Source organism: Agarivorans sp. D1326, from assembly GCF_056958115.1.
The window spans coordinates 206,384-233,289 of the sequence record NZ_JBTWEN010000007.1 but is presented as its reverse complement, the minus strand read 5'-3'; the positions used below and the strand labels follow the sequence as shown (position 1 = coordinate 233,289).

Annotated in this window: 24 protein-coding genes; 21 read left to right on the top strand and 3 right to left on the bottom strand. The window is 42.8% G+C overall.

The window, feature by feature from the left end; all coding sequences use genetic code 11:
* Window positions 1-4 precede the first annotated feature (4 nt).
* From ACYFDN_RS15025 to trpB, 15 genes are all read left to right on the top strand, one after another.
* On the top strand, window positions 5-796 hold the full coding sequence (locus ACYFDN_RS15025) for a ParA family protein (RefSeq protein WP_016400263.1): 792 nt from the start codon (window positions 5-7) through the stop codon (window positions 794-796).
* 17 nt (window positions 797-813) lie between these two features.
* Window positions 814-1,734: a ParB/RepB/Spo0J family partition protein gene (locus ACYFDN_RS15020; protein WP_016400262.1), complete on the top strand. Its 921-nt coding sequence runs from the start codon at window positions 814-816 to the stop codon at window positions 1,732-1,734.
* Between the two features lie 262 nt (window positions 1,735-1,996).
* On the top strand, window positions 1,997-2,401 hold the full coding sequence (locus ACYFDN_RS15015; protein WP_051147554.1) for an ATP synthase subunit I: 405 nt from the start codon (window positions 1,997-1,999) through the stop codon (window positions 2,399-2,401).
* Window positions 2,391-3,203, top strand: a complete 813-nt coding sequence (gene atpB, locus ACYFDN_RS15010) for a F0F1 ATP synthase subunit A (protein WP_152785095.1) — start codon at window positions 2,391-2,393, stop codon at window positions 3,201-3,203. The genes ACYFDN_RS15015 and atpB overlap by 11 nt, the downstream gene beginning before the upstream one ends.
* Before the next feature lie 52 nt (window positions 3,204-3,255).
* Window positions 3,256-3,510, top strand: a complete 255-nt coding sequence (gene atpE, locus ACYFDN_RS15005) for a F0F1 ATP synthase subunit C (RefSeq protein ID WP_016400258.1) — start codon at window positions 3,256-3,258, stop codon at window positions 3,508-3,510.
* 33 nt (window positions 3,511-3,543) lie between these two features.
* Window positions 3,544-4,017 (top strand): F0F1 ATP synthase subunit B, encoded by a 474-nt coding sequence (gene atpF, locus ACYFDN_RS15000; protein ID WP_016400257.1) that lies wholly within the window; start codon window positions 3,544-3,546, stop codon window positions 4,015-4,017.
* 19 nt (window positions 4,018-4,036) lie between these two features.
* Window positions 4,037-4,567, top strand: coding sequence for a F0F1 ATP synthase subunit delta (gene atpH / locus ACYFDN_RS14995; protein WP_016400256.1), 531 nt, complete (start codon window positions 4,037-4,039; stop codon window positions 4,565-4,567).
* A 14-nt stretch (window positions 4,568-4,581) separates the two neighbouring features.
* Window positions 4,582-6,123, top strand: coding sequence for a F0F1 ATP synthase subunit alpha (gene atpA / locus ACYFDN_RS14990; RefSeq protein ID WP_016400255.1), 1,542 nt, complete (start codon window positions 4,582-4,584; stop codon window positions 6,121-6,123).
* Window positions 6,124-6,151: 28 nt separating this feature from the next.
* Entirely contained in the window at window positions 6,152-7,015 is an 864-nt protein-coding gene (gene atpG, locus ACYFDN_RS14985) for a F0F1 ATP synthase subunit gamma (protein ID WP_016400254.1), read from the top strand.
* Between the two features lie 36 nt (window positions 7,016-7,051).
* Entirely contained in the window at window positions 7,052-8,428 is a 1,377-nt protein-coding gene (gene atpD / locus ACYFDN_RS14980; protein WP_016400253.1) for a F0F1 ATP synthase subunit beta, read from the top strand.
* 31 nt (window positions 8,429-8,459) lie between these two features.
* On the top strand, window positions 8,460-8,885 hold the full coding sequence (locus ACYFDN_RS14975; protein WP_016400252.1) for a F0F1 ATP synthase subunit epsilon: 426 nt from the start codon (window positions 8,460-8,462) through the stop codon (window positions 8,883-8,885).
* A gap of 187 nt (window positions 8,886-9,072) precedes the next feature.
* A complete protein-coding gene (locus ACYFDN_RS14970) occupies window positions 9,073-10,722 on the top strand; it encodes an ATPase RavA domain-containing protein (protein ID WP_483511758.1) in 1,650 nt (549 codons plus the stop codon).
* A gap of 8 nt (window positions 10,723-10,730) precedes the next feature.
* A complete protein-coding gene (viaA, locus tag ACYFDN_RS14965) occupies window positions 10,731-12,170 on the top strand; it encodes an ATPase RavA stimulator ViaA (protein ID WP_338622832.1) in 1,440 nt (479 codons plus the stop codon).
* 92 nt (window positions 12,171-12,262) lie between these two features.
* A complete protein-coding gene (glmU, locus tag ACYFDN_RS14960; RefSeq protein ID WP_483511757.1) occupies window positions 12,263-13,624 on the top strand; it encodes a bifunctional UDP-N-acetylglucosamine diphosphorylase/glucosamine-1-phosphate N-acetyltransferase GlmU in 1,362 nt (453 codons plus the stop codon).
* A 117-nt stretch (window positions 13,625-13,741) separates the two neighbouring features.
* Complete coding sequence (trpB, locus tag ACYFDN_RS14955; RefSeq protein WP_483511756.1) at window positions 13,742-14,965, top strand: tryptophan synthase subunit beta; 1,224 nt, start codon at window positions 13,742-13,744, stop codon at window positions 14,963-14,965.
* A 72-nt stretch (window positions 14,966-15,037) separates the two neighbouring features.
* Here the strand turns inward: trpB and ACYFDN_RS14950 are convergent, their stop codons facing one another.
* Complete coding sequence (locus ACYFDN_RS14950; RefSeq protein WP_483511755.1) at window positions 15,038-15,865, bottom strand: hypothetical protein; 828 nt, start codon at window positions 15,863-15,865, stop codon at window positions 15,038-15,040.
* A gap of 215 nt (window positions 15,866-16,080) precedes the next feature.
* Here ACYFDN_RS14950 and ACYFDN_RS14945 point away from each other — a divergent pair, with 215 nt between their 5' ends.
* Window positions 16,081-17,772, top strand: coding sequence for a mechanosensitive ion channel family protein (locus ACYFDN_RS14945; protein WP_016400245.1), 1,692 nt, complete (start codon window positions 16,081-16,083; stop codon window positions 17,770-17,772).
* Between the two features lie 412 nt (window positions 17,773-18,184).
* A complete protein-coding gene (locus ACYFDN_RS14940) occupies window positions 18,185-18,865 on the top strand; it encodes a DUF2786 domain-containing protein (protein ID WP_016400243.1) in 681 nt (226 codons plus the stop codon).
* Window positions 18,866-18,875: 10 nt separating this feature from the next.
* On the opposite strand, the gene pyk is transcribed toward ACYFDN_RS14940, so the two are convergent.
* On the bottom strand, window positions 18,876-20,312 hold the full coding sequence (pyk, locus tag ACYFDN_RS14935; protein ID WP_016400242.1) for a pyruvate kinase: 1,437 nt from the start codon (window positions 20,310-20,312) through the stop codon (window positions 18,876-18,878).
* 146 nt (window positions 20,313-20,458) lie between these two features.
* Between pyk and nadE the strand changes: the two genes are divergently transcribed.
* Both nadE and ACYFDN_RS14925 read left to right on the top strand, forming a co-directional pair.
* Window positions 20,459-21,289, top strand: a complete 831-nt coding sequence (nadE, locus tag ACYFDN_RS14930) for an ammonia-dependent NAD(+) synthetase (RefSeq protein WP_406609957.1) — start codon at window positions 20,459-20,461, stop codon at window positions 21,287-21,289.
* Between the two features lie 119 nt (window positions 21,290-21,408).
* Entirely contained in the window at window positions 21,409-22,029 is a 621-nt protein-coding gene (locus ACYFDN_RS14925; protein WP_016400240.1) for a trimeric intracellular cation channel family protein, read from the top strand.
* Window positions 22,030-23,912: 1,883 nt separating this feature from the next.
* Here ACYFDN_RS14925 and ACYFDN_RS14920 read toward each other — a convergent pair.
* Window positions 23,913-25,274: an MATE family efflux transporter gene (locus ACYFDN_RS14920; RefSeq protein WP_483511753.1), complete on the bottom strand. Its 1,362-nt coding sequence runs from the start codon at window positions 25,272-25,274 to the stop codon at window positions 23,913-23,915.
* 170 nt (window positions 25,275-25,444) lie between these two features.
* On the opposite strand from ACYFDN_RS14920, the gene ACYFDN_RS14915 reads away from it, so the two are divergent.
* Together ACYFDN_RS14915 and ACYFDN_RS14910 are read left to right on the top strand one after the other, a co-directional pair.
* Window positions 25,445-26,566, top strand: coding sequence for a 1-acyl-sn-glycerol-3-phosphate acyltransferase (locus ACYFDN_RS14915; RefSeq protein ID WP_483511751.1), 1,122 nt, complete (start codon window positions 25,445-25,447; stop codon window positions 26,564-26,566).
* A gap of 80 nt (window positions 26,567-26,646) precedes the next feature.
* Window positions 26,647-26,829 (top strand): hypothetical protein, encoded by a 183-nt coding sequence (locus ACYFDN_RS14910; RefSeq protein WP_016400237.1) that lies wholly within the window; start codon window positions 26,647-26,649, stop codon window positions 26,827-26,829.
* Window positions 26,830-26,906 lie beyond the last annotated feature (77 nt).

Sequence of the window (26,906 nt, the reverse complement as noted above, 5' to 3'; positions counted from 1 at the left end):
TATTGTGGGTAAAGTAATTGCGGTTGCCAACCAGAAAGGTGGCGTAGGAAAAACTACAACCAGCGTAAATTTAGCAGCGTCTATGGCGGCCACTAAACGCAAAGTATTGTTGATTGACCTAGACCCACAAGGTAATGCCACCATGGGCAGTGGTGTTGATAAATACGATGTTCCAAAAACAGCCTATGAGTTACTGATTGATGAAGAACCTATCGATCAAGTAACGGTAAAAGATACCAGCGGATTTTTTGATTTAATTGCAGCTAACTCAGATGTTACCGCTGCAGAAATTAAATTAATGGAATTTTTCGCGCGTGAAGTACGCTTACGTAATGCATTAGCGCCGGTGCGTGACTACTACGATTACATTTTTATAGATTGCCCGCCTTCGCTCAACATGCTTACCGTTAATGCAATGGCTGCTGCCGATAGTGTATTGGTGCCAATGCAATGTGAGTATTACGCCTTAGAAGGCTTAACAGCTTTAGTTGATACCATTAGTAAATTGGCTTCTGTGGTTAATCCTGATCTGCAAGTTGAAGGCATTTTGCGAACCATGTTTGATCCGCGAAATAGATTATCTTCGGATGTAAGTGATCAGCTTAAGCAGCATTTTGGTAAAAAAGTCTACCGAACTGTGATCCCAAGAAATGTGCGTTTAGCCGAAGCCCCTAGCTTTGGTAAACCAGCCATGTATTATGATAAAACGTCAAATGGTTCTAAGGCTTACCTTGCTTTAGCGGGTGAAATTATTCGCCGCCATGAAGAAGAAGCACAAGCGGTGGTCGTAGATTAATGAATACGGATAAAGACATGTCAGCGAGAAAACGTGGATTAGGTAAAGGATTAGATTTATTACTCAGTACCAGTAATAACGCTCGTCAACGTCAAGTTGAAGAGGACACTAAAGCCGATACTAATCAGCAAACCGTTGATGAAAACCGTGGTGAACTGCGTAAGCTACCTATCGAATGGTTACGCCCTGGTAAGTACCAACCTCGTAAAGACATGTCGGCTGAAGCACTTGAGGAACTGGCTCACTCGATAGAAGCACAAGGGGTTATTCAACCCATTGTGGTTCGAGAAGTGGGTGATAATCAATTTGAGATTATTGCCGGTGAGCGCCGTTGGCGCGCCTCGCAACAAATTCATCTGCACGATGTTCCTTGTTTGATTAAAAACGTGAGTGATGAAAACGCGGTTGCTATTGCGCTTATTGAGAATATTCAGCGTGAAGATCTTAATGCAATGGAAGAAGCGGTTGCCCTTGACCGCTTAATGAACGAATTTGAACTTACTCATCAGCAGGTCGCTGAAGCGGTAGGTAAATCTCGCACAACTGTAACCAACCTACTGCGTTTAAATAGCCTTGATAACGATGTGAAAATCTTATTAGAGCATGGCGATATCGAAATGGGCCATGCGCGTGCCTTGTTAGCTTTAAGTGGCGAAACTCAAGCCGAAACTGCACGTAATGTTGCAGCCAAAGGCTTAACTGTGCGTGATACCGAAAAGCTGGTTAAGGCAGTTTTAAACCCTAAAGCCCCTAAACAAGCCGCTAAAGTTGATCCAGATATTAACAGATTAGAGCAAAGAATAAGCGAACGCTTAGGTGCTGGTGTAAAAATTCAGCAAAACAAAAAAGGCCAAGGTAAGTTGGTTATAGACTATGCAAACTTGGATGAATTAGATGCTATTTTGGCGCTCTTCATCGATTCCGATGAAACACTTTAGTTTTTATAAACTATTCTTACCTACATTTCTTTGATCTTGATTACCTAACTTTCACCAAAAAATGACCAAAATCGCTGGTTTGTAACATAAAAATTAACAATAACCGCTATTTGTTTATGTAAGCTGTTACAAATTGGTGACTTCCGCTTTGCTTCTGATTGCAAAAGTGCGCGTTCAACGTATAATCATTAGGCTTTTTCGCAAGCCCTTTTTACCTACTTATAGGTAATGGGTTAAATGTAAAAACTAGTAGAGGTCGAGAATGTCTGGGTCTTTAACAACAGAAGTACGCCTTAAGGCGTTATATTTTGTTATCTTTCAGACAGGGTTTGTCGCACTGCTAACACTTAAAAGTGGTTTCTTTTTTGATAAAGAGACTGCCATTTCTGTGTTACTCGGAGGAATAATCTTTTTACTACCAAATGCGCTGTTTACTGCCATGGCATTTATGTTTGTGGGAGCTAGACATCGAAAATACGTAGTATTGAGCTTTTATCTCGGGGAAGTCGTAAAACTTTCTCTAACAGCCATTATGTTCATACTAGCCTTTGCCTTGCTAGATGTAGTGCCTTTAGCACTATTGCTAGGCTTTGTTTTTAGTACTTTGACACAATGGACTGCCTCTATTTTTCTTAGTAACAAAAATAGGATGATAAATGGCTGCTGAAGGTAACGTTTCAGGCTATATCCAGCACCACCTTACAAACGCTCAAATGTGTATGGCCGATGGCGGTCTGGCATTTAATTACGCTTGTAAGGATGCAGGGTTCTGGACTTGGCACATTGATTCACTCCTGTTTTCAGTTGGCTTGGGCGCTTTGTTCTTATTTCTTTTTTATAAGGCAGGGCAAAAAGCAACAACTGGCGTACCTGGCAAGTTTCAATGTTTTGTTGAAATGATGGTTGAGTTTGTTGATGGAGCCGTTCGTGACGCATTCCATCGCACCGACCGCGTTATTGCGCCAATTGGTCTAACCATCTTCGTGTGGATTTTCCTCATGAACTTGATGGATCTAGTCCCTGTTGACTTTATACCCCACGTCGCCGGACTTATGGGCGCTGAGTACTTTAAAATTGTACCTACTACTGATTTAAACATTACATTGGGCATGTCTATTGCCGTGTTTGGTTTAATCATTTTTTACAGTATTAAAGTAAAAGGATTGAAAGGGTTTACAAAAGAGCTAACGCTTAATCCTTTCAACCATTGGTCAATGATTCCATTCAACTTCTTGTTAGAATCGGTCACCTTATTGGCTAAACCTTTCTCACTCGCTTTGCGTCTGTTCGGTAACCTGTATGCAGGTGAATTGATCTTTATTCTTATTGCCGCACTTGTTCCTTTATGGGCTCAATGGACCTTATCTGTGCCATGGGCAATTTTCCATATTCTGGTCATTGTGCTTCAGGCGTTTATTTTCATGATGCTAACGATAGTTTATCTAGCTTTAGCCCATGAAGATCACTAATTAAGTTTAATAAAAACTGTTTTAACCTAATAAATACTATTTGGAGAAAATCATGGAAACTGTTGTTGGTTTAACTATTATCGCTGTTGCAATCATGCTGAGCATGGCCGCTCTTGGTACTGCTATCGGTTTTGCACTTTTAGGTGGTAAATTGTTAGAAGCATCAGCCCGTCAGCCTGAGCTAGCCCCTGCACTACAAACTAAAATGTTTATTATTGCTGGTCTACTAGATGCGATCTCAATGATTGCCGTGGGTATCGCGTTATTCTTCGTATTCGCTAACCCGTTCGTTGCCTTGTTAGGTTAATCCTTCGATTCCTAACAAATAGGAGGTGTCGTTGTGAATATCAATGCAACCATGTTTGGACAAGCGATATCGTTCGCGATTTTTTGTTGGTTCTGCGTTAAATACGTATGGCCACCATTAATCGATGCGATTGAAGCTCGTCAAAAGAAAATTGCGGATGGTTTAGCTGACGCTGAACGTGCCGGAAAGGATCTTCAATTAGCTCAAGCGAAAGCTTCAGAGCAAATGAAAGACGCCAAGTCCGAAGCTGCTGGTATTATCGAGCAAGCTAACAAGCGCAAAATTCAAATCATCGACGAAGCAAAAGAGCTGGCTAACATTGAGCGAGAAAAAATTCTTGCTCAAGGTAACGCAGAAGTTGAAGCTGAACGTAATCGTGCTCGTGAAGAGTTACGTGCACAAGTAGCTGCTTTAGCCATCGCTGGCGCTGAGAAAATTCTTGAGCGTTCAATCGACAAAGAAGCCAACAAGCAGATTGTTGATAAGCTAGTCGCTGAGCTGAAATAAGGGATAAAAGGTAGAGCTTATGGCTGATTTAACCACCATTGCTCGTCCCTACGCTAAAGCTGCGTTTGATTTTGCTGTTGAGCAAAAAGCCTTAGAACAGTGGACTGAGATGCTAGCATTTGTTGCCGAAGTGGCAGCCAATGAGCACGTTGCAGTTCAACTGAAAAGGGAGTCAGCAAATACTTTGGTTAATTTATTTACCACAGTATGTGCCGAACAGCTTAACGAGCATGGCCTTAACTTAATTAAGTTAATGGCTGAGAACGGACGTTTAAATGCGTTGCCTGCTGTGTTAGCTCTTTTCTTGGAGTATAAGGCCGAATTGGCTAAGGAAATAACCGCTGATGTTGTTTCCGCTACCGAGTTAGATGCCGCGCAGCAAGCGCAAATTAGTGCTTCCTTGGAACAGCGTTTAGCACGCAAAGTGAAGCTTAACTGTAGTGTTGACGCCTCACTAATGGCCGGTGTGATTATTCAAGCCGGTGATTTAGTGATTGATAGCTCTGTTAAAGGGCAATTGGCGAAACTTTCTGAAACACTGCAAGCGTAATTGGGGAATAGAGCATGCAACTGAATTCCACTGAAATAAGCGAACTGATCAAGCAACGTATTGAGCAGTTTGAAGTTGTCAGTGAAGCTCGTAACGAAGGTACTATCGTTTCTGTAAGTGACGGTATTCTTCGCATTAATGGTCTTGCTGATGTAATGCAAGGCGAGATGATTGAGCTTCCTGGTAACCGTTATGCTATCGCATTAAACCTAGAGCGTGATTCTGTAGGTGCGGTAGTAATGGGCCCTTATGCTGACTTAGCAGAGGGTGACAAAGTAAAAAGTTCTGGTCGTATTTTGGAAGTTCCAGTAGGTCGTGGCCTACTAGGACGTGTACTAAATACACTAGGTGAGCCAATTGATGGTAAAGGCGCAGTAGACAACGATGGCTTCTCGCCAATCGAAGTAATTGCACCTGGCGTAATGGAACGTAAATCGGTAGATAAACCTGTTCAAACAGGTATTAAAGCGATTGACTCAATGATTCCAATCGGCCGTGGTCAGCGTGAGTTGATTATTGGTGACCGTCAGATTGGTAAAACAGCTATCGCTGTTGACACCATCATTAACCAAAAAAGCTCTGGCATTAAATGTGTTTACGTAGCGATTGGCCAAAAAGCCTCTACTATCGCTAGCGTAGTACGTAAGCTAGAAGAATACGGCGCAATGGAGTACACCACCATTGTTGCAGCTTCTGCATCAGATTCAGCCGCACTACAATACCTAGCGCCTTACGCGGGTTGTACCATGGGTGAATACTTCCGTGACCGCGGTGAAGATGCACTAATCATCTATGATGATTTGTCTAAGCAAGCCGTAGCTTATCGTCAAATTTCTTTGCTACTACGTCGTCCGCCAGGCCGTGAAGCTTACCCTGGTGACGTATTCTACCTTCACTCTCGTCTACTAGAGCGTGCCTCTCAGGTAAACGAACAGTACGTAGAAGAGTTCACTAAAGGTGAAGTAAAAGGTAAATCAGGTTCATTAACTGCATTGCCTATTATTGAAACCCAAGCCGGTGACGTATCAGCATTCGTACCAACCAACGTAATTTCGATTACCGATGGTCAGATCTTCCTAACAGGCCAGTTGTTTAACTCTGGTACTCGTCCGGCGGTTGACCCAGGTATTTCGGTATCGCGTGTAGGTGGTGCAGCACAAACTAAGATTATTAAGAAACTGTCTGGTGGTATTCGTACTGCATTGGCACAGTTCCGCGAACTAGCAGCATTTGCTCAGTTTGCTTCTGACTTAGATGATGCAACACGTAAGCAGTTAGACCACGGTCAAAAAGTAACCGAGTTAATGAAGCAGAAGCAATTCAGCCCATTATCTGTTGCTGAACAAGCACTAGGTCTATACGCCGCTGAAAAAGGTTACTTAGCTGACGTAGAAATCGATAAGATTGTTGATTTTGAAGCAGCGTTGCTAGCTTACGCTAACAACGAGTACGCCGATCTATTAGCGACTATTAACGAAAAAGGCGATTACAACGACGAGATTGATGCATCGATTAAAGGCTTAATTGAAAGCTTTAAATCTACGCAATCTTGGTAATCAAACCTGACGAATAGGAGCAATAGATATGGCCGGCGCTAAAGAGATTAAAGGTAAGATTGGCAGTGTTAAAAACACCCAAAAGATTACCAAAGCGATGGAGATGGTTGCAGCAAGTAAAATGCGTCGTTCGCAAGACGCAATGGAAAGCAGCCGTCCCTACGCAGTAGCTATGCGCAAAGTAATTGGTCATATCGCGCTAGGTAAGCTCGAGTACAAGCATCCGTATGCTGTAGAACGAGAAGCCAAGCGTGTAGGTTATATCGTGGTATCTACTGACCGCGGTTTGTGTGGCGGCTTAAACATTAACTTGTTTAAGCAAGTCGTCACCGACATGCAGCAGTGGAAAGACAAAGGGGTTGAAACTGACCTTGCCGTTATTGGCGGTAAAGCAACAGCCTTCTTTAACAGCCACGGTGGTAATGTGGTAGCTCAAAACTCTGGCTTGGGCGATCACCCAACCGTTGAAGAGCTTATCGGTACCGTAAAAGTGATGTTAGAAGCCTACGATGAAGGCAAGCTAGATCGCATTTATGTGGTGTACAACAAGTTTGTAAATACCATGGTACAAGAACCAACGATTGACCAATTATTGCCGCTGCCTAAAGCAGATGATCCAGAAATTGCGTCTCGCAGCTGGGATTATTTATACGAGCCAAGTGCTGAAGAAATTCTCGACGGCCTACTAGTTCGTTATATCGAATCTCAAGTGTATCAAGGTGTGGTGGAAAACCTAGCCTGCGAACAAGCTGCACGAATGGTTGCAATGAAAGCGGCAACCGATAACGCGGGTAACCTGATTGATGAGCTTCAGTTGGTATACAACAAAGAGCGTCAAGCAGCGATTACTCAAGAATTGAGCGAAATTTCTGCGGGAGCTGCAGCCGTTTAAGGCAAGGCACTAAGCAATATATTTAGAGGAATCAACATGAGTAACGGTAACATCGTCCAAGTAATTGGCGCTGTTGTGGACGTTGAATTTCCACATGACAGTGTACCTAAGGTATACAATGCTCTAGAAGTTCAAGGCGAAGAGTTAGTTCTTGAAGTTCAACAGCAAATTGGTGGTGGCGTAGTTCGTTGTATCTGTATGGGTGCATCGGAAGGCGTACGTCGCGGCCTAGAAGTGGTTGATACTGGTGACGCGATTAAAGTGCCTGTGGGTGATGCCACCCTAGGTCGTATTATGAACGTACTAGGTCAAACTATTGACCACAAAGGTGAAATTGAAACGGAAGAGCGTTACAAAATTCACCGCTCTGCTCCAACTTATGAAGAGCAGGCTAACTCTAGCGAATTGCTAGAGACAGGCGTAAAAGTTATCGACTTGATTTGTCCATTCGCTAAGGGTGGTAAAATTGGTCTATTCGGTGGTGCCGGTGTAGGTAAAACCGTAAACATGATGGAGTTGATCAACAACATCGCTAAAGCTCACTCAGGTTTATCTGTGTTTGCTGGTGTTGGTGAGCGTACTCGTGAAGGTAATGACTTCTACTACGAGATGGAAGAAGCCGGGGTACTTGATAAAGTAGCCATGGTTTACGGTCAGATGAACGAGCCACCAGGAAACCGTCTACGCGTAGCGTTAACGGGTTTGACTATGGCTGAGAAGTTCCGTGACGAAGGTAAAGACGTATTGTTGTTCATCGACAACATTTACCGTTACACCTTGGCCGGTACCGAAGTATCTGCACTGTTAGGTCGTATGCCATCAGCGGTAGGTTACCAGCCTACGTTGGCTGAAGAAATGGGTGTTCTTCAAGAACGTATTACATCTACTAAGACTGGTTCGATTACTTCGATTCAGGCGGTATATGTACCTGCGGATGACTTGACTGACCCATCTCCTGCAACCACTTTCGCGCACTTAGACGCAACCGTTACGCTAAACCGTAGCATTGCAGCAATGGGTTTATACCCAGCGATTGACCCACTGGATTCAAACTCTCGTCAGTTAGATCCTCTTATCGTAGGTCAAGAGCACTATGAAGTTGCTCGCGGTGTGCAAGGCGTATTACAACGCTATAAAGAATTGAAAGATATTATTGCGATTCTAGGTATGGATGAATTGTCTGAAGAAGACAAGCAAACCGTAGCTCGTGCGCGTAAGATCGAGAAATTCTTAACTCAAGATTATCACGTAGCTGAAGTTTTCACTGGTAACCCAGGTAAACTTATCCCACTTAAAGATACTATCCGTAGCTTTAAAGGCCTATTGGCTGGCGATTACGATGATATTCCAGAGCAAGCGTTCTTGTATGCAGGCGATATTGATGACGTGCTTGAGCGCGCCAAAAATATGTAAGCTTCGCCAATTGGCGTAACAGGAGGCTGAAATGGCAGCGATGACAGTTCACTTGGATGTGGTGAGCGCAGAAGAGAAAATTTTCTCTGGCCGCGTTGAGCACTTACGAGTAACCGGTGAAGAGGGTGAGTTAGGAGTATTGCATGGCCATGCTCCACTACTAACCCCAATTAAGCCTGGTATGGTTCGCATGGTTAAACAGCATGGTCACGAAGAGGTGATTTACATCTCGGGTGGTTTCTTGGAAGTACAACCAGGAAATGTAACCGTGTTGGCAGATACCGCGATTCGAGGCAACGAGCTCGATAAAGCCAAGGCCCAACAAGCTAAACAAGCTGCAGAGGAAAGCATTAGCAATCCCAACAGCGATGTGGATTTTGCGAAAGCTCAAGTTGAACTTGCTAAAGCAATGGCTCAACTTCAAGTTATCGAAATCCTCGGAAAAAACGTCCGATAGATTTAGCTTGATAATAAAAAGGCGCTCCCAGAGCGCCTTTTTTGTCTGTGAAAAATGATGCTGACATCAACGAAACCTATTTTTATAGCCGTTACTATAGTTATAAATAGATTGGCTTCGTGCTAACAACTACTATATTTAGTGGGTTTGAACTTTGCTTCAAACTAACACTCATCAAGGGATGGATATGGCAACAATCTCGCCATTAAATCAAGCAAGCAAAGCCTTGCTCTCAGAGCGTATTCAAGGCCTTATTAAAGCCTTATCAGCAGGTATCTACGAACGTGAAGAAAGCTTTAAGTTATGCCTTTTGGCTGCTCTAGCCGGCGAAAGTGTATTTTTGCTAGGCCCACCTGGTATTGCCAAAAGCATGATTGCCAAACGTTTGGTAAAAGCCTTTAAAAGCCAAAGCTTCTTTGACTACCTAATGACTCGCTTCTCTACCCCAGAAGAAGTATTTGGCCCTTTATCTATTCAAGAGCTTAAAGATAATGGTAAGTACGTTCGTTTAACCGAAGGCTATTTGCCCACAGCGCATATTGTTTTTCTTGATGAGATCTGGAAAGCAGGTCCGGCTATTCTTAATACCCTACTCACGGTAGTGAATGAGCGCACTTTTCGAAATAGCTACGAAAACTTGCCTGTACCAATGCGCTTACTTATTTCTGCTTCAAATGAACTTCCCGAAGAAGATGGTGGCTTAGAAGCACTTTATGACCGTATGTTACTGCGGGTATTTGTAAATAGGATTCAGCAAAAAGACAATTTCAAAGCCCTGCTGCTTGATAATCAGAGCTTACAAGAGATCCCTGAACACCTTGTGATAAGTGACGAAGAGTATCAAACGTGGCAAGCGCAACTTGGCCAAGTCACCATGAGTGACGAAGTGTTTGAGAAAATGTACCTAATTAAAAACTTGGTTGAGCAAGGTTTGCCTCTGGCCGGTGAAGGCAGCATTGTTGGTGATCTCTATGTGTCGGACCGACGCTGGAAGAAGTCAGTGCACCTGTTGCAAACGAGTGCATTTTTTAATGGCCGCTCAGAGATTAATCCGCTCGACTTGCTGCTATTGCAAGACTGCCTCTGGCATAACCTAGAAGACCGCCAGTTTATTCAAACTTGTATTAAAGACTATGCCGTTAATCATGCATTCGATCAGCTTAAACTAAAAGAGCTTGCCGAAGGGGCCGAGCGTCATTATCAAGCCACCGTGGATGATATTTGCGAGCAGCTTACCCTACAGTTTTCTCATGATTCAGGCTTAAGAAAAGACCAATATAAATACGATTTTAGCAGTGCTAAACGTTACCCCAATAAACATGGTGGCGAGCTATTTAAGCTGGTAGTTTTGCAAAGCAATTTGTCGGTGAGTGAAAAAGACAAAGGTGAAACGCGTTGGGTCTATGTGGATGCAAATGAGTTCTCAAAGAAAATAAAAAACGGTAATTGTGAAATGCTCGGGCGGATCAACGAAGGTTCTGAATTATGTCAGCTACGCTTTGATATTGATATTAACCACCAGCTAGTAATTAAAGATTTAGCTAATCGACCTTTATTACTAGGCATAGCTACGCAACAAGGTCTCGATGACGATTTAGTGGCTAGCTGGCAACAGCAAATTGATGCGGTATTAACTAGTATTAAACAAGCAGAGTATGAGCTAAAACGCAGCCGGGCTCAGTTTCACGGTGCCTTGCCCCATAACTTTATATCTAATCAACTGCCAGAGTCGATAGAAGCAAGCTTAATGGAAGTAGACATGATGGTATCAGGGGTTGCTAGCTTGCTAGATAAACAGGCTTATAGAATGCGCAACATAAACGACTTTTTTAACTAGGTTAAAACATGTTAGATAGCCTGCAATTTGGTGTGATGTTAGCCGAGTCGGGACTGCTTGATGAAGCAGTTCGCGAGGTGATGATGCGTCCGCAACTGATGATGATTGCAGAGTCTAGCCCTGGTATTCAAAGTGCCATGAAAAGCCAAGTTAGCAAATGGAAAAGTCAAATTCGTGCTCAGCTTGGTCAAATAACCATTGAAGAAAAATTTGCCGAAGAAATAGCGCTATATCAGCGTTCTATTGAATTAGATAGTGCCGCGTTCAGCCAACAGTTAGATGACTTATTAATACAGTTAAGCGTTTGTTCTTCCTTTTATGGTAAGGCAAGTGAGTTGGCTGCTCATCCTCACCACCGTTATAGCCCAATGTTTCAAAGTTACTTTTGTAATCAGTGGTTTGAAAACATCGCCAAGGCACTTAATCAAGCTCAGTTAGATGAAATGAAGCAGCATAAGCAAGCCTTGCTGGCCGATCTTTATCAACGGGTTGAAACGCTGCAGGCCATGCCTGAAATGACCGAGTCGGGTGACTCAAATAAGTTAGGCCGGTTATGGGATATGGCGGCGGCAAAGTTGCGTAAAAGTGAAGTTAATTTGCTTAAGCAGTTTGCGGTGTTCCTTAAGTCGCAAAAAGGTCTACAAAAAATTGCCGAGCAATTAGGCAGAATGGCCGACCAAGTGAGTGACCCAAATGCTAGCAATGCACCGGTCGAAGAGCCTCAATTGGTTGAGGAGCAATTAGAGCAAGTTACCGACGATATAGTTGGAGTGCACGAAGGTGATGACTTAGCCAAACTCCTGCCTAATGAAACCATGTTCTTAGCCTACCCAGAATTAGAGGTTATTTTTTATAAGCACTTAGTTGACCACCAGCTAATGAACTATCAAATGCAGGGCAAGCAGCGCAAGTTGCGTAAGGTGAAAACCTACAAAAAAGCAGCTGACGAGACCATGCTGGATAAGGGCCCATTCATTTTAGCCATTGATAGCTCTGGCTCTATGCAAGGCTTCCCTGAGAAGTGTGCTAAAGCCCTAGCCTATGGCTTAATGCAAATAGCCTTAGCTGAGCAGCGTGACTGTTATGTAATTATGTTTTCAACAGAGCTCATCACTTACGAACTCACTAAAAAAGATGGCTTAAGAGAAGTTCTTAATTTTCTGTCTTACAGTTTTCATGGTGGCACCGATATGGCCGCAGCGCTCCAGCAAGCGGTTAAGCAAATGACAGAAGATAAATACCAAAATGCAGATTTAGTGGTATTGTCAGATTTTATTGCCCCTGCTCCACCTAATGATTTGTTAGATGCAATCAAGCAGTTAAAAGCGCAAAAAAATCGATTTCATGCGCTTAAATTATCTAGCTACGGAAACCCTGAATTAATGCAGGTGTTTGACCATCTGTGGGATTACACTCCTTCACCAATGAAGCGCTTGTTTAAACGATAATTCCAAAGCTGATGCGTTTCGCTTACACTTGTTTAAGTTATCGATAATCATTTTGGTTGATTGGGAAAATCAACCTGTAATAAGGAAACAAAATGAACTTCAGTGTTGTTATTTTGGCTGCCGGTAAAGGAACAAGGATGCGTTCAACTTTGCCGAAGGTACTTCATAAGTTAGCGGATAAACCAATGGTGCAGCACGTCATCGATACCGCTAAAACATTAAAGCCAGAAGCTATTCACCTTATTTATGGTCATGGCGGTGAATTGATTAAACAGCAAATTCAAGATCCAAGTCTAAACTGGGTAGAGCAAGCTGAGCAACTAGGTACTGGCCATGCTATGCAACAAGCTGCACCGCATTTTGCGCCTAATCAGCCGGTAGTTATGTTATACGGCGATACCCCCTTAATTAGTGAACAAACTATTCAGCGCTTAATTGAAGCCTTGCCAGAAAATGGCATTGGTTTACTCACCGTAGATCAAGAAGACCCAACTGGCTATGGACGAATTGTGCGTGAAAACGGCAGTGTAGCGGCGATTGTTGAGCACAAAGATGCAACACCTGAGCAGCTAGCGATTAAAGAAGTGAACACTGGCGTATTAGTGGCAAACAGTAATGACTTTAACCGTTGGTTGGCTAACTTAAGTAACGACAATGCTCAAGGCGAATACTACGTTACCGACATTATTGAAATGGCCACTAAAGAAGGCAACGTGGTACAAGCGGTTCAACCCGACTCTATTGTTGAAGTGCAAGGGGTTAATGACCGAGTTCAACTAAACGGTTTAGAGCGCGCTTACCAAAAAGCCCAAGCTGAACAGCTATTACGTGATGGCGTAAGTCTAGCCGATGCTAACCGCTTTGATTTACGTGGTGAGTTAAGCATTGGTAGCGACTGTTTCATCGATATCAACGTGATTATCAAGGGCAAAGTTACCGTTGGTAACAATGTGACTATCGAAGCTAACGCTATTTTGATTGATTGTGAGATTGGCGATAACGTCACCATTAAAGCTAACAGCATTATTGAACAAGCTAGCTTAGCGGCAGATGCTTCCGCTGGTCCATTTGCTCGCCTTCGCCCTGGAGCCAAGCTGGAGCAAGATGCTCATGTAGGTAACTTTGTAGAAATGAAGAAGTCTACTTTAGGTAAAGGCTCTAAAGCTGGCCACTTAACTTATCTAGGTGATACTACGGTAGGTGAAAAAGTGAATATTGGTGCTGGTACTATTACCTGTAATTACGATGGTGTTAATAAATTCCAAACTGTGATTGAAGACGGTGCCTTTATTGGTAGCGATACTCAGTTAGTTGCTCCAGTTACCGTGGGTAAGAATGCAACCGTAGGTGCTGGTTCTACAATTACTAGCGATGTGGAAGCTGAAGTATTGGCAATATCTAGAACCAAGCAGCGCAGTATTAAAGGTTGGCAACGTCCAGTTAAGAAATCTTAATTATTTGAATTGTTTATAAAAAGCGGCCTTTGGTCGCTTTTTTTGTTTTAGCGACTGTTTTCACATAAATCCCTACTTTTATTAGGTATAACTAGAGTTTTGCTTTAGGGACAGACCATGAACAAACAGTTTGAACACCCGCTGCCAAACAGCGAAGGTTATTTTGGCGAATATGGTGGAAGTTTTATTCCGCCAGAGCTTCAAACAGTAATGAATGATATTAATCAGGCTTACTTAGAAATTCGCCAAGATCCAGAGTTTGTAAAAGAGCTTACTCGTTTGTATCAAGACTATGTGGGTCGCCCTAGTCCAATTTTCCACGCCGAGCATTTATCGCAAACCTATGGCTGCGACATTTATTTAAAACGTGAAGACTTAAACCATACTGGCGCGCATAAAATTAATCACTGTTTAGGTGAAGTGCTACTGGCTAAAAAAATGGGTAAAACCAAAGTTATTGCCGAAACCGGCGCTGGTCAGCATGGGGTTGCTTTAGCAACCGCTGCTGCCTTGTTAGGGTTAGAGTGTGATATTCACATGGGTGAAGTAGATATTGCTAAAGAGCACCCTAACGTAGTGAGAATGCGTATTTTAGGTGCCAATGTTATCCCTGCTACTCACGGTAGAAAAACCTTAAAAGAAGCGGTGGATAGCGCTTTTCAAGCTTACATGGCCGATCCTCATAGCCAGCTTTATGCCATTGGCTCGGTGGTTGGTCCTCACCCCTTCCCGATGATGGTGCGAGACTTCCAATCAATTATTGGCATAGAAGCACGTGAGCAGTTCCAAGCAATGACCGGAGCTCTACCAGACAATTTAGTGGCTTGTGTTGGTGGTGGCTCTAACGCTATGGGGCTGTTTAGTGCCTTTTTAGAAGATGAAGCGGTAGCTATGCATGGTTGTGAACCTGCCGGTCGCAGTTTAGAAGAAGTGGGTGAACATGCAGCTACTTTAACCAAGGGTGAACCTGGCACTATGCATGGTTTTCATTCCTACATGCTTAAAGATGAGCAAGGAGAGCCTGAGCAAGTTTATTCAGTAGCTAGTGGATTAGACTACCCCTCCGTTGGGCCACAGCATGCCTACTTAAAAGACTTAGGCCGGGTTCAATATGGTGTAGTAAGCGATAAAGAAGCCATTGACGCTTTTTTTGAGCTCTCGCGTTTAGAAGGCATTATTCCAGCAATCGAATCTGCCCATGCTGTAGCTCACGCTATCAATTTGGCTAAGCAAGGTAATAAGGGTTCTATTCTGATTAACTTGTCTGGCCGAGGCGATAAAGACATCGACTTTGTGGTAGAAAAGTACGGTAAAGAATACGGAATAGAATCTCTGCTATAAGCAGTAAAACTTGGTAAACAAAAAGGCCACAAATGAAAACTTGTGGCCTTTTTTAGTTTGGGGAAAGCTAGTTTAGAATTTATACGCTACGTTGAGCATTGGCCCGCGGTAGTTATATTTTAAAGTTGTTTCATTCCATTCCGCTTCAACTAGGTAATAGTTATAACCTAGCTCAACATCCCAATCTTGGTTGATATGGTAAGAGATAGAGGCATTTAAATCGGCTAAGTAACCACTAGTATTGTCTATAGATATATAGAAAAATTGAGTATGTGCACCAATTGTCCAATCTTCCGATAAGTCGTAATCGGCCCATAGCCCTATATCAGGCAATGGAGCAGTGGTTGATTCATCTACTACTTCGCCGTTGGTATTGGCACTGTCACAAGTAATGGTTCCACTATTATCGACACAACCAGCTATCTCACCGCTAAAGCCCATTTCAATGAACATAACGTGTAAGCCTAAAGAACCCCCTATTTCAGCACGCTCTGTTTTATAGAAAGAGTAACCATAACCAGCGCGCAGAATGTCAATGTCCATGCGGGTATCAATAGATGCGCCTACCAGGATACCTTTATCAGGATTATTAGGAAGGGTATAACCAAAGGTTGATTTGGTAGTGGCTTGTCGATGTAAGCGACGCCAATCGGCATAGACATAGTGGCGTTCGTTAAACTTATAGCCGGCTTCGAAAAAAGGAAGAAACTGAGATTCTTCAAGGTTGAAGGTGTCTTCAAAATCCAGTTTTAGGTCACTACCATCAAATGCTTTTGTTGATATAGATGAATCGGTTTGCGCCCAAAAGCCGCCTGCTTTAATCACCCATTCACCGGCAAAACTGGTAGAGCTAAAGCTTGCAATTAGGGCAGCAAGAGGCAGCCACTGCTTGGTTTTCATATACTATCCTTGTATCGCAGTACTAAAACAGTGCTATAGATGCGCTGTTCTACAATTTATCACTTCATTGTGAGCTATTAGTTAGTATAAGCACTTAAATCTGATAGTAAAATATAAACAAGCCACTATTCTTAAGGGGCGGTTTGATTTATTTTAAACCGTTCAGTTAGTCTGCATGTACAGCTTATTTACTACTTTGTTGGTTGGAGAAAGTGATGTTAAAGGAATTAACGCGTTATTGTGGTGCTCTGGGCTTAGCAGCATTGTTAGTCTGCGCTCCAATAACTTCGGCTATGGCAGTCGATTCTGGGAGTGACCAAGCTACCTTGTTGTTGGATAAATACCAGCGCCAGCAACAGCGAATCGAAAAAATAAAAGCCAATATCGACCAAGTCTCAAGCATTGAACAGGCGGCTATCTCTCACCGTTTGTTAGAACGCCATTTACATGCTTTTGAAACCATCAATCAGCTGTCTCAGTATTTAATTGAGCAAAAGGCCTTAGGTTTGGCCGATGAGCAGGTGTTGGCAGAAGTTGAGCAAATTATTGCCCAAAATAACCAAGATTTAGTGAATGGTATCGAAAAGCAGCAGCTTGAGTTTAATAAGGCTTATGCCGAAGAAGAAGCAGATGGCATTAAAGCTTTCCAACTCTATATCGAACACCTTGCTAGCTCAGACCTTATCTATACTGCCATGGTGCAGCAAATATCAAATCAGCAAGCTTTAGGTTTTAGTGTTGATACTGAAAAAGAGTATTTGATTGACCGACTATATACCCGCGCCGAGTCTTTCTCTGGCATGGTGGGCTTAGTTGGTAAAAAGCGCGAAGAACTAGGTAAGCTAATTAAAATTACGCCAGACGATCAAAGCCTTAAAGACCAACTAGCGGTTGTTACCGAGCAGCTTGCCGTTGCCGGAGAAAGCTTTAAGTTAACCGTGGATTTGCTTACTCAGTTGGGCTTTAACGCGTCGTTCTACCAGCAAACCTTACTTAAGCTGGGTGGCCAAATTACTACCGATGTTCTGGATGTAAACATTTTAGGTGGCATAGCAAAACGTTGGTTAGAACGTTTATCTGAATACTTTGTAGAACACGGTGGCGAATGGATCTTCAAGCTATTTTTGCTGGTGGCTATTTACTACATTTTCCGTTCTCTATCGCGTTTGGTGCGTAAACTTATGACTAAGAGTTTGGATTCTTCCAAGCTAAATTTGTCGTCATTAATGAAAGACATGATTATCTCCTCGGTCGCACGAGTGGTCATCATTATAGGAATACTGTTTGCGCTCGCCCAAGTGGGAATTTCGCTGGCACCTATCCTGGCTGGTTTAGGTGTGGCCGGTTTCATTATCGGTTTTGCTTTACAAGATACTCTAGGTAACTTTGCTGCTGGTTTGATGATTCTTATCTATCGCCCTTACGATGTAGGCGATATGGTAGAAGTGGGCGGAGGGGTATTTGGTAAGGTGAAAAGCATGAACCTTGTGTCTACCACTATTCTTACCATCGATAACCAAACTTTGGTTATACCCAACAGCAAAATTTGGGGTGACGTTATTAAAAACGTTACTGCACAAAAGCTGCGTCGGGTGGACTTAGTATTTGGTATTGGTTACTCAGACGATATTGAAAAAGCTGAAGCAGTGCTAAATGAACTGCTAGAAAAACACCCAATGGTATTGCCTGAACCAGAGCCTACGGTGAAGTTGCATGTACTTAACGAATCTTCAGTTGATTTCATTGTTCGCCCTTGGGTTAAAACCGATGATTATTGGGACGTATATTGGGATATTACCCGTGAAGTGAAAATGCGCTTCGACCGCGACGGTATCTCAATTCCGTTCCCGCAGCGCGATGTGCATTTTTATCCTGCCACTAGCGAAGCAGCGCAAATCGAGAAATAGCTAGGGTCTGTTGATCTTTGCTGATGGTTTTGCAGCAATTTATTAGCCATTTAGGCAAGGCAGTGAGTGTGCAGTTAAGTGGGCTTAATAATCACTCGCTAAGGCTGAATAAATGGCTAAGAAATGCTGCCCGAAGGGTTTGGATAAGCGAACTTTACTCTTTGTTAAGCACTTCTTGCTTAGCCCACTAGGCTTCTAAGTGCTCGCCGCGATTAAAGCCCGCTTATCTCAAACAAAATTTCAACACCAAAGATCAACAGACCCTAAAACATTAACTACAAAATCAAAGGCTTGGTTTTTATTTCCAAGCCTTTGTTGTTTTTGATTCTGGCTACCGCCGCTGAATAACTGGAAAATTTGGCTAAAATAAGTAAAATAGCGCTTCATTTTTGAGCAGAGGTTGTTGCAGTTCGTGAGTCGTCAACGCGCCCTAGAAAAAATAGCTAAGTGTTTAGAGTTGGGTAACTCCTCAAATGTACATGAGGCCGCTCAAGCTATTCGTATGGCTCATCGGCTTATGCTTAAACATGGTCTAGAACAAGCTGATATTGAGCTTATTCAAATGGGTAAAACCTCAACCCAAACCCTGCTACCTGCCAATGTAAGTGAAAATATTTTGCGGATTATCCGCGGCATTAATAGCCGTTTTGGGGTTGAAGCCGTGTTGGTTAATCACAAAGGTTTGAAACGCGCAGAATTTGTTGGGCATGCTGACCGTGCGGTATTTGCGGCTTTTGCTTTTGACATCGTTTATCGCGAAATGAACCAGCAAGTAGGATCTTTTAGAAATAGCTTTGCCGGTTCGGGCACCGATAACGTAACAGTGGCACGCCGAGTTACCTCGTTCACCGCTGGTTGGTTAGAAGGTGCGCTAGAAAAACTGCCTGACCTGACTACTAATGGTCGTAATGAACATATGGACGACTATCTTGATGAGATGTTTGAAAAGTTAGACCGCGAAACCTTTAAAGCTAAAATTAAGGCTTCGATGGGGCAACTTACCCCAGACTTTCAAACCGGCATGAAAAAAGGCCGAAAACTGTCAGTTAATCGGCCTGTAGAAGGCGCTAGAGCGGCTTCTCTACTTCGCTAGAATACAATACTTAGCTTACCTTTAGGATCTTACTGGTATTGGTATGACCGGTTTGGTCGAATACGTCGCCGTGGGTCAATATAACCAAGTCGCCCTTGCTCAAGTAACCTTGTTCTTTCAGCTGTTCTATCGCAATTTTTGACACCTTAATAATATCTTCGCTGCTCTCATCAAAGTGAATTGGGTATACACCGCGATACAAAGCACAGCGGCTTAAGGTATTGGCATGACGAGACAACGAGAATATTGGTAAGCCACTACTTAAGCGAGACATTAACAGTGGTGTGCTGCCAGACTCGGTTAACGCAATAATAGCCTTCATGCCCTTCATGTGGTTGGCAGCAAACATGGTACTCATGGCTACCGTTTCAGAAATACTCTCGAAAGTATCGTTAATGCGGTATTTAGAAACGTTAATGCTGCGTTGTTTTTCTGCCCCTAAACATACGCTGGCCATAGCTTGTACTGTTTCTATAGGGTATTGGCCGGCGGCGGTTTCGCCAGAAAGCATCACAGCATCGGTACCATCTAGCACGGCGTTGGCTACATCCATAACCTCAGCGCGGGTTGGCATTGGTGCGCTAATCATCGATTCCATCATCTGAGTGGCGGTAATTACTGCTCGATTGTATTTTCGAGTGAGGCGAATAAGGGTTTTTTGTACACCCACTAATTCGGCATCGCCAATTTCTACCCCTAAATCACCACGTGCAACCATTACCGCATCAGACGCTTTAATAATATCGATCATCGCTTCTTCGGTGGCTACTGTTTCGGCGCGTTCTACCTTAGCAACCAATTTGGTGGCTAAACCTGCTTGTTGGGTAAGGCGACGAGCATAATGCATGTCTTCGCCACTATTAGGGAATGATACAGCGAGGTAGTCCACTTCAATTTTGGCCGCGGTTAAAATGTCGGCTTTATCTTTATCGGTAAGTGCAGCTGCAGATAAGCCACCGCCGAGTTTGTTTATGCCTTTGTTGTTAGATAAAACGCCGCCAATGGTAACTTCGGTAGTCACTTGGCTGTCTTTTACCGCCGTTACTTTAAGTTGAATACGGCCATCATCGAGCAATAAGATATCACCTGGTTCAACATCTTTAGGCAGGTGTTTGTAATCTAGGCCTACTTGTTTTTCATCGCCTAAACCTTTGTCTAGCTCACTATCTAAAATAAAGCTGTCGCCTACATTTAGGTTTACTTTGCCATCTTTAAAGGTGGAAACACGAATTTTGGGGCCTTGTAAGTCGCCCAGTATCGCAATGTGTAGTTTATGTTTGCTGGCTAACTCTCTCACTTTGGCTGCGCGTGCCAAATGATCTTCTGCGGTTCCATGAGAGAAGTTAAGGCGCACCATATTTGCACCACTCAATATCAGTTGTTCCAGTACATCGTCTCGGTCGGTGGCGGGGCCTAAAGTTGTGACTATTTTAGTACGTCTTAACATGTTGCTAATCCTTAAAAATTGATGAGATGTTTGCTTGAATTCGCTGATGCTGATTTAAGTATATGTAAACCAGCTTGTCCCTTGGTTTTTTTTTGTCTCTCAAGTACATTGCGCATTAGGGATATTATTTGCTGTGGGGTGACAGAATGAAACAGGCAATCTTGGCAGAAATGAAGGTTTTGCCAGAAATTGATCCAGAGTTTGAAGTTAAACGTCGAATCGACTTTATAAAAGCGCGTTTAAAACAAGCTGGTTTAAAAACACTAGTACTTGGTATTAGTGGCGGTGTTGATTCAACAACCACTGGTCGCTTAGCGCAGTTGGCAGTTGAACAGCTTAATAATGAGAGTGATAGTCAAGACTACCGCTTTATTGCTATGCGTTTACCTTTTGGTGAGCAAAAAGATGAAGCCGATGCGCAACTAGCTTTAGGGTTTATTAAACCCTCACATATTGTTACCACTAATATCAAAGCAGGTACCGAAGGCTTGCATACTAGTGCTAGCGAAAGTTTAGTGGCTGCTGGTTTAGATTTACCTGCCCAAGCTGCAGTAGATTTTGCCAAAGGCAATGTTAAAGCTCGTATGCGCATGATTGCCCAGTATGAAATAGCTGGCTTAAGTGGTGGTCTGGTTATTGGAACCGATCACTCAGCTGAAAACTTAACGGGCTTTTATACTAAGCATGGTGATGGTGCGTGTGATTTAGTGCCTATCTTTGGTTTAAACAAACGCCAAGTTCGTCAGGTTGCTGACTATTTAGGCGCGCCAGAGAAGCTGATTGGTAAAGCGCCAACGGCCGATCTTGAAGAAGACCGTCCGCAATTACCCGATGAAGTGGCATTAGGTGTTACTTATGACCAAATTGATGACTTCTTAGAAGGTAAGAAAGTAGCCGACGAAGTCGAGCAAAAACTTATTGGCATTTACCAACGTACCCAACATAAACGTCAGGCTATTCCTACCATTTACGACTAAGCCTGTAACAGTAACAAATTAAGCCGAAGTGATTAGGCTTCGGCTTTGTTTGATCTGCATCTTGTATTGCTGAGTCTACATGTTGTCTAATTGCAGCCGAATTTTTAGAGGAACTCGCTTTGGGCAACGCCATCATATTTAGTCTTGATCTATTTGGTACCGCTATATTTGCCATTTCTGGGGTATTGATAGCTAGTCGTCGCCGAATGGATTTGTTTGGTGCCTTGGTGCTTGCCTGTGTTACCGCCATTGGCGGCGGTACTATTCGCGATATGGCTTTAGGCGCTAGCCCGGTATTTTGGGTAGAGAACGGTTTGTATTTATGGGTAATTCTTGGAGCTAGTTTAGGCTCGGTATTATTGCTTAATAACTTTCCTACGCCTCCTCGCTGGTTACTGCCGGTAGCTGATGCTATAGGTATGGCGGTATTTATGGCGATTGGTGCTAACAAAGCCTATCAATATGGGTCGCCAATGATTGTAGCCGTTACCATGGGAGTGATTACCGCCTGTGGTGGAGGCATGATCCGTGATGTATTAGCCAATCAAGTCCCTTTAGTACTGCAACGTGAGGTGTATGCCACTGCTTGTATTGTTGGTGGACTGGTTTGGGTGGCTGCTTTATACCTACAGTTTTCGGATACTATTGCTACAAGTGCTTGTATTTTGACCGCTTTGCTCATTCGTTTAGTGGCCATTCGCTACCATTTATCCCTACCTAAGCTTGCTAAAAATCGTTAGTTAGCGATAAATGCCGATAGATGGTGTGAGATATCTCTTACAAGCTTGTGCGTTAAAAGCAGCTTTGCTTACAGTTGTTAAAAATAAATTTTCTTTTAAATTAATGGTTTAGTGTTTTTGTAAGAATTTGTAAGTAAAAAAATGAAAGTTTTTTGCTTACGCGGCTTTTTCTCAAACTTAGATTCCGTATAGTTGTTTGTGCACGGAGGCACTGACGTTTATCAGGATGAGAAACGTAGCAGGAGCTAAAAAGGAACAGCTACAGGAAGTAGCAAGGGACACCTCCTAGGAAGGAGACGTGCAACTGGTATGGATGACCGGTTATGCCATAGAAGGCTAAAGGACAGCTCAAAGGATTTGAGAAAAGGATAACTACAGGACGTAGTAACACAGTCAAAAAGGATTGCAGGGAGCAACTACCCGTTCACGGATTTGAGCGATATGACTACTAGGGGCGACACGAAAGTGTCGCCCCGACCTTTTTCTAAACCCAGCCAAGTGCTGGGTTTTTTATTGTCTGCACTTTTTCATCGATTTTAGATGAATAGTTAAGATTAAAAGTGTTTTATTAGTTTTTTATTCTTTTAAGGCGTATTTGTTTAGACTTATTGAGAATTTTAGCGTGCTGAATTTAGATGCTTGTTTGGCGATCGACCAAAGGCCGTGTGAGAGATCGACCATTCAAACAAGCCGATAAGTCTCTTTGTTTATGAGTGTGAAAAATATTTTTTATTTATTATTCAATGGTTTATTGTTTTTTACCTCTTAAGTAATAGTTTTATTTAGATGTTTTTGTTTCTGGCCTACTGGGCTTTAATTGGGATGAGCGTAAAGTATCAACCATCAGGACGAACCAAGATTCAGGAAGAATTAGGCAGGACGCCGAGGTATTTAGGACGCAGCGCTCAGGATGAGCAGGCTTATCAAGGTAGATGAGTTTGGATGTCAGCATAGGATTGCTAGAAAGCAAAATACCAAATAGCTTCAGGACGAAGTATAGGGATACCTCCAGGACGGAGAGAGCAAGTGTTTAGGATGAACGCTTATGCCATAGAAGGCTAAAGGACAGCCCAAAGGAACTGGGAAGAGGAAACGCTAAGGAATAGTGTGAAACAGTCAAAAAGGATTGCAGGGAGCAATTAACGTTCATGGAATAGAGCGATATGACTACTAAGAGGGCGACACGTATGTGTCGCCCTTTTTCTTTGCCTGCTATTTATTGTTAGGGTTTATTACCTATCTGCAGAGCTTTTAATGGATAACCTGTAATTGGTTGGATTTTTATATTATTAATCTCGATCTGGTAGTTTCTTTATCTGCTATTGCCTGTGTGAGAGATCCGCCCGAGCTGTAGCGGGTAATTTCACTTGTTTAATAAGCCATAACTAAACTAAGTTTATATATTTCAATGCCTTATGTTTTTTATCATGGTTTTTTGTAGCTAAAACCAAAATTATTTTATCTTGGCTACTGGGATTAAGGGCTCATCGGCGTAAAGTATCAACCATCAGGACGAGCCAAGGCTTAGGAAGAGTCGGGGCAAGATGCCAAGGTATTAGGAAGCATTGCTTAGGAAGAGCGCGTTTATCAAGGTAGATAAACTTTAGGATGTCAGCACAGGAGTGCTAGAAAGCAAAATACCTCAAACTTTCAGGATGAAGTTAAAGGATACCTCCAGGACGGAGAGAGCAAGTGTTTAGGATGAACATTTATGCCATAGAAGGCTAAAGGATAGCTCAAAGGAACTGGGAAGAGGAAACGCTAAGGATTAGTGTGCAACAGTCAAAAAGGATTGCAAGGAGCAATTACTGTTCACGGAAAAGAGCAATATGACTACTTAAAAAGGCGACACATTTGTGTCGCCTTTTTTCATTTTAGCGAAACTAAGATTGTGAATGTTGCCACCAGTTGTTTTTGCTCATCAACCAAATCAATATGATTAAGCTCGCTAAGCCGGCTAAGGTGTGAGCAATAATAATCGCTAAAAATATTACTTTGCTACTTCCCCACATTGCTCCGATGTAAATAGCTGGCAGCATAAAACCAAATAACCTAATTAGATTTATTGCCATTGCTAACAGCGGCTTAGCTAAGGCATTTAAGGTTTGAGCTAACAATAAGGGCACAGCCATCATGCCGTAGCAAAAAGGTACTAACTGTAAGTAATATTGGCTAAGTTCAGCCACTTCAGTATCGTGATTAAAGCTATAACTCACTAAAGGGGCCAAGGCGTACATTGCGATAGCCAGCAATAGTTGCCAAACCACCGCTAGCCTAATGGCATGATGAACTATTTGCTGAGCGCGTTGTGCTTTGCCGGCTCCTACGTTTTGTCCAACTAACATCGGAATCACCGAGTTAATCGCCATCACTCCAATAAACAATAGGGCTTCTACCCGTGTAGCAAAGCCATAGGCTGCTACGGTTGCCGTGCCAGCACTGGCCAAAATTACCAAAGTTATGGTGGTAGCTATGGGAGTAAGTAGCTGAGAAAACACCGCCGGAATGGCGATGCTAAGCAGCTTTTTCCAAGAGGTTAAAAGCTGTTGAATGGTGCAAACTTCAAAACGTAGTAGTTTTAATTTAAAACTAAGCAAATAAACAGCAACACTAAAGGTGAGTGCCCAAGCTGCAGCAGTGGCTAAAGCGGCTCCTTGCACTCCCATGGCAGGCACAGGCCCCCAGCCAAAAATAAAAATAGGGTCCAATATGCCATTTACGATACCAGCAACCAGCATCACTATACTGGGGGTTTTACTGTCGCCACTCGCTCTTATGGCACTATTGCCCACCATAGGTATCACTAATAGCGGAACCGAGAGATACCAAATTTGCATATATTGCTCAATATAGGGCATTACGGGTAATTCGGCGCCTAAGTGGCTGAAAAGAGGATAAATGCTGATATAACCCAAGCCTGCAATAGCAATAATTAGCAGTAGGCTAAACAATAAACTGTGGCTAGTGAGCTGGGCGGCTTGCTGATGTTGACGAGCCCCCAGTAGCCGTCCTACATGGGACGACAAGCCAATGCCTAAGCCCATAGCAACACTGGTGATGGCAAAGGTAATGGGAAAAGTAAAAGATACGCCAGCCAACGCATCGGTGCCGAGCATGGCAACAAAAAAGGTATCAACAAGGTTAAAAAAGATGATCGCAAAAATGCCAACTAAGGTTGGACTGGCCTTATTGATAATAAGCGGCGTGATGGGGGCATCAAGCAAATACTGGCGTTGTTGTTCCATTAACTTGCAGCTGAGAAATCGAGGCTCCAGTATACGTGGCTCAAAGGCTAAGCGAAAGAATCTGTATTAAGCCTTAAAAACTGCCAATGATTGTTTAAATTTTAATCATTATTGTTGTTTTTAAGAGCAGAAAACGGTAAATTGCGGCTTCCTTAATAGCGAGAGAAGTTATGTCTCAGTTTGACAGTATTCGCCCTTATCAAGATTCCGAAGTAAAAAGTACACTGCAACGCCTCATTAATGATCCCGAATTTATCACTACTTTAATTAAGTTTCGTTACCCTAAAGCCAGTGGTGTCTTTCTCTCGCTAACGTCTTTTGCCTTGCGCCAAGTGCTTAAATTTAAAGTAAGAAATGTAAAAAGTGTTTACGACTTTCAAATAATGGTAGAGCGCTATATGGCGCACATGATCAAAACTACGACTTCGCAACTAAGCTCTAGCGGATTAGACAGCCTAGATTTATCTAAGCCGCATTTGTTTATCTCAAATCATCGCGATATCGCGCTAGACCCTGCTTTTGTGAACTACTTGCTGCATATAAATGGTCAAGACACGGTACAAATTGCCATTGGTGACAATTTATTAAGTAAGCCTTGGGTATCTGACTTAATGCGTCTTAACCGCAGTTTTATTGTTAAGCGCTCAGCTTCTGCTAAACGTGAAAAGCTGGCTAACTTAAAAGAGTTATCTGCGTATATTCAACATACCCTAGCGAGCACTGGTGACCATATTTGGATTGCTCAGCGTGAGGGGCGCGCCAAAGATGGATTAGATCTGACTAATTCGGCACTTATTTCTATGCTGGCTTTAAACAAACCTAAGCAGCAAGAATTTGCCGATTACATTAAAGAGCTAAACATTGTTCCTGTGTCTATTTCTTATGAATTTGACCCTTGTGATGTGGCTAAAGCTAATGAGTTGGTGTCGCAAAACCAACATGGCGAATACCAAAAAGAAGAGCATGAAGACATTTACAGCATCTCTCGCGGTATTGTGGGCCAAAAAGGTCGAGTGCATGTGCATTTTGCAGAACCACTAGCTGGTGAATATGAAAATGCCAAAGACGTGGCAGAAGCTTTAGATAAAGCGATTATTGGCAATTACCAGCTTATGCCTACCAACTGGATTGCCCTTGGTGATGCTATTCCAGAAGAAATTCCTGCTAACGAATTGGCTGAAGCAAAGCGCTATTTTGAAGCGAAGACTCGCGATATTAGTGCAGAGGTCCGATCTCAGCTGTTCGAAATGTACGCAAACCCTATTCGTGCTAGACAGCAACTGTCTGAATAATAAGGTTAATAAATTGTTCATATAGCTTTGGCACTATAGGTGCATACCCCTAATTAGGTATCAAAATTTAGGGGTATGATATGTTCCGTACAAAAACTAGCCAAACTATTGCCAATGTATTGTCTGACCAAGAAAAATTAGAACAGCTATTGTCGTTGATGTTACCTGACGAAGTATCTGAGCTTGACCAACTTGGCGCACAGCATTGCCGCAGAAAACGCCAAGCTAGTGGGCGTTCGCACTCAATTTCGGCTAAATTTTAGTCATTATCTGTTAATAAACTTACTGTGTAATAAGCTGTTACTGATAAACTATAGCGAAAGAGCCAACTAATAGGCTT

Coding starts and splice junctions, on each gene's coding strand:
- nadE (WP_406609957.1), top strand. CDS start 20,459: ATGAAACAGGCAATCTTGGCAGAAATGAAGGTTTTGCCAGAAATTGAT.
- atpH (WP_016400256.1), top strand. CDS start 4,037: ATGGCTGATTTAACCACCATTGCTCGTCCCTACGCTAAAGCTGCGTTT.
- pyk (WP_016400242.1), bottom strand. CDS start 20,312: ATGTTAAGACGTACTAAAATAGTCACAACTTTAGGCCCCGCCACCGAC.
- viaA (WP_338622832.1), top strand. CDS start 10,731: ATGTTAGATAGCCTGCAATTTGGTGTGATGTTAGCCGAGTCGGGACTG.
- ACYFDN_RS14950 (WP_483511755.1), bottom strand. CDS start 15,865: ATGAAAACCAAGCAGTGGCTGCCTCTTGCTGCCCTAATTGCAAGCTTT.
- ACYFDN_RS14975 (WP_016400252.1), top strand. CDS start 8,460: ATGGCAGCGATGACAGTTCACTTGGATGTGGTGAGCGCAGAAGAGAAA.
- atpG (WP_016400254.1), top strand. CDS start 6,152: ATGGCCGGCGCTAAAGAGATTAAAGGTAAGATTGGCAGTGTTAAAAAC.
- atpD (WP_016400253.1), top strand. CDS start 7,052: ATGAGTAACGGTAACATCGTCCAAGTAATTGGCGCTGTTGTGGACGTT.
- trpB (WP_483511756.1), top strand. CDS start 13,742: ATGAACAAACAGTTTGAACACCCGCTGCCAAACAGCGAAGGTTATTTT.
- ACYFDN_RS14970 (WP_483511758.1), top strand. CDS start 9,073: ATGGCAACAATCTCGCCATTAAATCAAGCAAGCAAAGCCTTGCTCTCA.
- ACYFDN_RS14910 (WP_016400237.1), top strand. CDS start 26,647: ATGTTCCGTACAAAAACTAGCCAAACTATTGCCAATGTATTGTCTGAC.
- atpE (WP_016400258.1), top strand. CDS start 3,256: ATGGAAACTGTTGTTGGTTTAACTATTATCGCTGTTGCAATCATGCTG.
- ACYFDN_RS14915 (WP_483511751.1), top strand. CDS start 25,445: ATGTCTCAGTTTGACAGTATTCGCCCTTATCAAGATTCCGAAGTAAAA.
- ACYFDN_RS14945 (WP_016400245.1), top strand. CDS start 16,081: ATGTTAAAGGAATTAACGCGTTATTGTGGTGCTCTGGGCTTAGCAGCA.
- ACYFDN_RS15015 (WP_051147554.1), top strand. CDS start 1,997: ATGTCTGGGTCTTTAACAACAGAAGTACGCCTTAAGGCGTTATATTTT.
- atpB (WP_152785095.1), top strand. CDS start 2,391: ATGGCTGCTGAAGGTAACGTTTCAGGCTATATCCAGCACCACCTTACA.
- ACYFDN_RS15020 (WP_016400262.1), top strand. CDS start 814: ATGTCAGCGAGAAAACGTGGATTAGGTAAAGGATTAGATTTATTACTC.
- ACYFDN_RS14920 (WP_483511753.1), bottom strand. CDS start 25,274: ATGGAACAACAACGCCAGTATTTGCTTGATGCCCCCATCACGCCGCTT.
- glmU (WP_483511757.1), top strand. CDS start 12,263: ATGAACTTCAGTGTTGTTATTTTGGCTGCCGGTAAAGGAACAAGGATG.
- atpA (WP_016400255.1), top strand. CDS start 4,582: ATGCAACTGAATTCCACTGAAATAAGCGAACTGATCAAGCAACGTATT.